At 61.7% G+C, this 6358-nt stretch carries 6 protein-coding genes; 1 reads left to right on the top strand and 5 read right to left on the bottom strand.

Annotated elements, in window-relative coordinates:
- Window positions 1-499, bottom strand: a 499-nt coding sequence (locus tag EN750_RS13900; protein WP_145967633.1) for an AraC family transcriptional regulator, incomplete at its 3' end; no start/stop codon positions are given.
- Between the two features lie 127 nt (window positions 500-626).
- On the opposite strand from EN750_RS13900, the gene EN750_RS13895 reads away from it, so the two are divergent.
- Window positions 627-1271, top strand: coding sequence for a cysteine hydrolase family protein (locus EN750_RS13895; protein ID WP_127396751.1), 645 nt, complete (start codon window positions 627-629; stop codon window positions 1269-1271).
- 66 nt (window positions 1272-1337) lie between these two features.
- On the opposite strand, the gene EN750_RS13890 is transcribed toward EN750_RS13895, so the two are convergent.
- From EN750_RS13890 to EN750_RS13875, 4 genes are all read right to left on the bottom strand, one after another.
- Window positions 1338-3017 (bottom strand): formate--tetrahydrofolate ligase, encoded by a 1680-nt coding sequence (locus EN750_RS13890; protein ID WP_127321325.1) that lies wholly within the window; start codon window positions 3015-3017, stop codon window positions 1338-1340.
- Window positions 3018-3329: 312 nt separating this feature from the next.
- A complete protein-coding gene (locus EN750_RS13885; protein WP_127396750.1) occupies window positions 3330-4454 on the bottom strand; it encodes a DUF2333 family protein in 1125 nt (374 codons plus the stop codon).
- A gap of 105 nt (window positions 4455-4559) precedes the next feature.
- Complete coding sequence (locus tag EN750_RS13880; protein ID WP_127396749.1) at window positions 4560-5864, bottom strand: DUF6638 family protein; 1305 nt, start codon at window positions 5862-5864, stop codon at window positions 4560-4562.
- A 67-nt stretch (window positions 5865-5931) separates the two neighbouring features.
- A complete protein-coding gene (locus tag EN750_RS13875; RefSeq protein WP_348629592.1) occupies window positions 5932-6267 on the bottom strand; it encodes a DUF559 domain-containing protein in 336 nt (111 codons plus the stop codon).
- Window positions 6268-6358 lie beyond the last annotated feature (91 nt).

Genomic DNA, 6358 nt, shown 5'->3' with positions numbered 1-6358 from the left:
AGTCCAGACCGGCGGCGACGCCGGCCGAAGTCACGATGTCGCCATTGTCGACATAGAGCACCGAAGCGTCGACGGCGACGTCGGGATGGAGTTTCTGCAACTGTTCGGAATAGGCCCAGTGCGTCGCGGCACGACGGCCCGAAAGCAGCCCGGCTGCGGCAATGGCGAAGGTTCCGAGGCACAGGCCGACGATCAAGGCGCCGCGTTGGTGCGCCCGGCGCAACGCCTCCATCAGCGGCGGCGATGCCGGCTCGCCGAGATGATGCCAGCTTGGAATGATGACGATATCGGCGCCGTCGAGCCCTTCGAGCCCATGCGGCGCGGCAATTATCAGTCCGGCCTCGGTGTGGATCGGGCCGGGCTTGACCGCGCAGATGCGGAAGTCGAAGCGCGGCAGGCCCAGCGCCGTCCTGTCCTCTGCGAAGACCAGGCACGGTACGGAAAGGTGGAACGGGCTGATGCCGTCGAAGGCGAGTACGGCAATGATCGGGTCGGTCATGGGTGCTTCCGGCAGTTGAATGCGGATTGTCCCAATTCTTTCGAATGATGTCAATCGGGCCACTTTCGGCTGTCTGGCAACCCACCTATTTTCCACCCATCGCATTCAAGCCGGAAAGGAAAACACCATGTCTGACCCAGCCAACGCCACGCCGCGCCGGGCGCTGATCGTCGTCGATGTGCAGAACGATTATGACGGCGGCAGTCTCGCCATCCAGCATCCGCCGTTCCGCGACAGCGTCGTCAATGTGGCGCGGGCGATGGATGCAGCGACTGCTGCCGGCATCAAGGTGGTGGTCGTCAAGCAGATGGCGCCCGAGACATCGCCGATCTTCGCCAGGGGAAGCCATGGCGGCGAACTGCATCCCGAAATCGCCAGGCGTGGGCGCGACCATTATGTCGAAAAGAACCTGCCCTCCGCCTTCACCGGCACCGACCTCGAGGACTGGCTGCGCGCCAACGCCATCGATACGATCACGGTGGTCGGCTACATGACGCACAATTGCGACCTGTCGACCATCATCCACGCCGTGCATATGGGCTTTGCCGTCGAGTTCCTGTCGGATGCGACCGGATCGGTGCCTTACGCCAACAGCGCCGGCTACGCCTCGGCCGAGGAGATCCACCGCGTGGTCACGATCATCCTGCAGTCGCGCTTTGCCGCCGTGCTCAAGACCGCCGAATGGGTCGAGTGCCTGAAGACCGGCGCGCTGCCGGAACGCGACACCATCTTCGGCTCCAACCAGCGGGCGCTGTCACGCAGCGCCGCGTAGGGACTATCTGAAAACAGAAAGGGCGCCGCATCGCTGCGGCGCCCTTTCTGTTCGAATAGAAGGATTCTAGAACAGGCCTTCGATCTGGCCCATCTCGTTGAGGAAGATCTTTTCCGAGGACGGCGCCCTCGGTAGGCCGGGCATGGTCATGACCTCGCCGCAGATGATGACGACGAAGCCCGCACCTGCCGAAAGCCTGACCTCGCGCACCGGCACCGTGTGGCCGGTCGGCGCGCCGCGCAGGTTCGGGTCGGTCGAGAACGAGTACTGCGTCTTGGCCATGCACACCGGCAGGTGGCCGTAGCCGGCGTCTTCCCAGGCCTTGAGCTGGTCGCGCACCGACTTGTCGGCGATCGCTTCCGAGCCGCGATAGATACGCTGGACGATGGTGTTGATCTTCTCGAACAGCGGCATCGCATCGGGATAGAGCGGCGCGAACTGCGAAGCACCGGATTCGGCCAGTGCCACCACCTTGTTGGCGAGATCCTCGATGCCGGCCGAGCCGTGCGCCCAGTGCTTGCACAGGATCGCCTCTTCGCCCATCGAGGCGACATAGTCCTTCATCGCCTGGATCTCGGCGTCGGTGTCGGAGTAGAAGTGGTTGATCGCGACCACCGCCGGCACGCCGAACTGGCGGATATTCTCGATGTGGCGGCCGAGGTTGGCGCAGCCCTTCTTCACCGCCTCGACGTTTTCCTTGCCGAGGTCTTCCTTCTTGACGCCGCCATTCATTTTCATGGCGCGCACGGTGGCGACAATGACGGCCGCCGCCGGCTTGAGGCCTGCCTTGCGGCACTTGATGTCGAAGAACTTTTCAGCACCGAGGTCGGCGCCGAAGCCGGCTTCGGTGACGACGTAGTCGGCGAGCTTGAGCGCCGTCGTGGTGGCGACGACCGAGTTGCAGCCATGCGCGATGTTGGCGAACGGGCCGCCATGCACGAAGGCCGGGTTGTTCTCCAGCGTCTGCACCAGGTTAGGCTGCATGGCGTCCTTGAGCAACACGGCCATGGCGCCGTCGGCCTTGAGGTCGCGGGCATAGACGGCCGACTTGTCGCGGCGATAGGCGACGATGATGTCGCCGAGGCGCTTTTCCAGGTCCTTCAGGTCGGTCGACAGGCACAGGATGGCCATGACCTCCGAGGCGACGGTGATGTCGAAACCGCCCTCGCGCGGGAAGCCGTTGGCGACGCCGCCGAGCGAGCAGATGATTTCGCGCAGCGCGCGGTCGTTCATGTCCATGACGCGGCGCCAGACGACGCGGCGGGTGTCGATGCCGAGCTCATTGCCCCAGTAGATGTGGTTGTCGATCAGCGCCGAAAGCAGATTGTGCGCCGTGGTGATGGCGTGGAAGTCGCCGGTGAAGTGGAGGTTCATGTCTTCCATCGGCACGACCTGCGCATAGCCGCCGCCGGCGGCACCGCCCTTGACGCCGAAATTCGGGCCGAGCGAGGCCTCGCGGATGCAGACGATCGCCTTCTTGCCGATGCGGTTCAGGCCGTCGCCAAGGCCGACCGTGGTCGTGGTCTTGCCTTCGCCGGCCGGCGTCGGGTTGATGGCGGTTACGAGGATCAGCTTGCCGTCCTTGTTGCCCTTCACCGACTTGATGAATTCGGCTGATATCTTGGCCTTGTCGTGGCCGTAGGGCAGCAGGTGTTCGGTCGGAATGCCGATCTTCTGGCCGATCTCCTGGATCTGCTTTTTCCTGGCGCCGCGCGCGATCTCGATGTCGGACTTCACTTCGGCCATGACGGCTTTCCTCTGGATTGGACGGTGTAGGGGACGGGTTTGATCTTACTGGCAAGCAGGTTGGAACCGGGCGCGGGCATGTTCTAACCCTGTCGCTGCCACGGCGTCAACTTGTATGCAACTATGTTTCCTCTGGAGAAAGTTCCTCTGCGGACCGGCCGACCTGTCGTCGGTTCTCCCGGCTCCGTTGCCGCGCCGTATAGAAGCCAGAGGACGCGCCGTTCCGCCGTCTCAAAACAGCCGCACAATGCACGGAATGCGACAGAGGCGACGGCGCAAATTCGCCATCGCCTGGTCCCTAATGGAACAGCGTTACTGCGTCAGCACGTTGCTGATTTCGACCATGTTGGAGCGCACCCTGAGCATATAGAAGCCCATCGTCGTCAGATGCGTCGGCAACAGCCAGCCATCCTCGCGGCCATTGGCGATGATGAAGGGCTGGATGCGCAGCGCCGAAACGAACTGCGAGTCCATCGTGTCCCACAGGTTCTGCAGATGCTTTTCCTTGATGACGTCCTCGAAGTCGGCCTGGGCTCCCTTCATCAGGCCGTAATAGCCGTAGAGCTGGCCATAGGCGAACCAGTAGCGGTCGTCGGCGCGGAAATCGAACCAGCCATTGTTGTGGTTCTCGGCGCGTTCCTTGAGGATCGCCGAGGTCGAGCCGATGTCGGACGAGATGCGGTCGATATACTGTTTCAGATTGTCGGCGCGGGCGTCGAATGTCGCCTGGCAAGTGGCAAGGCGGGCGTTGAAGGAACGCAGCATGCGCACGGCGTCGCAATAGTAGCTTGGCGTCGGCGTCTTGGGGCCGAACGGGTTCAGGCCGAAATACCAGGTCTCTTCGTCGAACTGAAGGTTGCCGCGGGCATTCTGCAGATCGCTGTCGATCTGCGAGGTGGTGCGGACGCGGCCGAGATTGTCGGCAAGTTCGGTCGCCGTGCGCCGCACCGCCTGGTTGATGCCGCGCTGGAAGGAGGCCTTGTTGTCCATCCACGGCGTGTGGTCCCAGTCGATGCCGAACAGGCCCAGCTTGTAGAGGATCATCGACGAGATCCAGGCATTCTGGTTGACGTTGAAGTCGGTCAGGTCAGCGGCGATCTGGGCTATACCAGAGTTGCCGCAGGTCTTGGCGGTGTCCGTGCCGGCGCCGGCGGCGACCTGTTCGCCGGCGGAGACATTGCGCTTCTCGAAGGTGTATGTGTCGGGATAGTTCGGGTTGAAATTGTTCCACCACTGGGTGGCGTAGAAGAAATTGGCATAGAGGCCGATCAGCACCAGCAGAGCGAGGCCGACCGCCGCCTTGAGGATCCAGCCGCGCTGCGTATACCAGCGTCCGGCCCACAGGAAGGGCCACAGGATGACGCCGATCAGGAGGCCGATGCCGCGGCCGATCCACTGGAAAATACGGGTGAAGAAATTCACGATCGGATCGAGCATGGCTGTGTCACCCCCTCAAAGCATGATGCCAAAAAGTTGCAGACTTTTTGGATAACATCATACGCCAAAACAAGAAGTTAGAACGAAATAACGGTTCATTTCGTTCTAGTCAGTCAGGCCGTAGAGGCGTGTGCGAAACGCCACCTTGTCCTTCAAATATGTGGTTTTGAGAACGTCCACAACATGCGATCGCCAGGCGTCGCTGAAGCCGTCATAGTCCTTGTAGAAGCCGTCCTTGTTGAAGATGTAGCGCGAGACGAAGTCCGACGGCACGAAATCCGAGATCAGCCGGTTGGTCAGCCAGCCGTCGGGGTGGTCTGGCTTGGCGCGGATCACCAGGAAACGCTGCTGCGGGAAGACATCCTCGATCTTCAGGTGGCCGAGCTGGGCGATCTCGCGCTTGGCGGCGTTGAGGAAGGGAAAATTGCCGTCCCTGGTGATCAGGTCGGCATGGCTCTGGATCCAGGTCTGCAGCCAGACCTTGTCGACATTGGTCAAATTGCGGTTCGGCTCGGCGTCGCGGATCAGCGCGCGCACCACCATCTCGGCCCGGTGCTCGAGATAGCCCGAGGCCTCGACCCAGGAGGCACGCGGCAGCTCGATGCGGCCGGTGGTGGCGAGGAACTTGAACACCTTGTCGGCGTCGTTGATCGAGAGATAGCTGACCTGCCACGGCCGCGAGCGGCGAAAACCGGGGGCGGCCGGATCGCTGATCACCGTCGTCACATCCGGATCGACGAACACGTAGAGCCCGCCGAAATGGCTGGTCCAGTAGGCGTTATGTCGGAAGATCACCTGGTCGGGTACCAGCGCGTTCTCGCGGATGTCGCCGCAGATCTTGGCGAGCTCGACCATGCGGGTCAGCATGGCGTTGTCGCGCCAGGCATCTGGCTCCTGCTTCAGCCGGTCGACGAGCTTGCCGAGTTCGGCTGCCTTGCCCAGCACATCCTCAGCCGACACCACCTTGAATTCGACCTGGCTGATCGACAGCAAATCCTCGATGTCGTTGACCTTGGGAATGGAATCCTCGATCTCGCCGTAGATGACGTCTTTGATCGTCAGCGCATCGATGGCGCGCCGGTTCCTGGACATGAACTCGAACATGAGTTGCGAGGTGTTGGAGAAGGCGGTGTGCACCACCGGCAGGTCGATCTGCGACGGCGTCAGGATGATGAAACGGCGGTTGACCTCGTTGGGATCGAGATAGTCATAATCGTCACATTCCTCGGCCACTTCGGGCGAGAAGCCGGTGCGGTCGATCTGGAAGCTCTTCAGTTTCGTCGGCTTCAAGCCGAATGCGGCCAGCGCCTTGTTGTAGCGCTGGATCAGGTGCGGCTCGTCGACCGTCAGCAGCCGGCCATAGATTAGCTCGTTGTCGCGCAAGAGATCGGGTTTCTTGGCGGGGCTCATCTTCCCTTCTCCCCGTTTACGGGGAGAAGGTGCCCGAAGGGCGGATGAGGGGCGGCGCAGACGCTCATCATCTTTCCTCCGACGTTGAAGCTGGCAAAAACTTCACATCGACAGCAATCATTTTCCGATCGAGTCGACCATCCAGCGCAGCAACAATCGTATCCAGCACGCTCTTACGGCTCGTCAAAACATCAGCGTGCCAAACCCTCAACACCGACCAGCCGTTCCTGTTCATCGTCTCATCCCTGTATCGATCGTGGGGCCGATTTGCATGCTGACTTCCATCGACTTCCACTACCAGATTAGCCTCACGGCAGGCGAAGTCTGCGAAATATGGGCCGACCGGGAGCTGACGGATAAACTTGTGGCCATTCAGCCGCCTTCCACGCACTTCGTGCCACAGCCATTCCTCGGCATCATTCTCGACTTTCCGAAGCTGCCGGGCGGGCTTGCTACCTTTGGCTCATTACTGCCTCGCACAGCGCTCCGCCCCC

This window comes from Mesorhizobium sp. M7A.F.Ca.ET.027.03.2.1, from assembly GCF_003999175.1.
Classification (GTDB): domain Bacteria; phylum Pseudomonadota; class Alphaproteobacteria; order Rhizobiales; family Rhizobiaceae; genus Mesorhizobium.
This window is presented reverse-complemented; position numbering and strand designations above follow the sequence as displayed.

Excerpts from the sequence above, each read along its gene's own strand:
- EN750_RS13895 (WP_127396751.1), top strand. The coding sequence starts at position 627 with ATGTCTGACCCAGCCAACGCCACGCCGCGCCGGGCGCTGATCGTCGTC.
- EN750_RS13890 (WP_127321325.1), bottom strand. The coding sequence starts at position 3,017 with ATGGCCGAAGTGAAGTCCGACATCGAGATCGCGCGCGGCGCCAGGAAA.
- EN750_RS13885 (WP_127396750.1), bottom strand. The coding sequence starts at position 4,454 with ATGCTCGATCCGATCGTGAATTTCTTCACCCGTATTTTCCAGTGGATC.
- EN750_RS13880 (WP_127396749.1), bottom strand. The coding sequence starts at position 5,864 with ATGAGCCCCGCCAAGAAACCCGATCTCTTGCGCGACAACGAGCTAATC.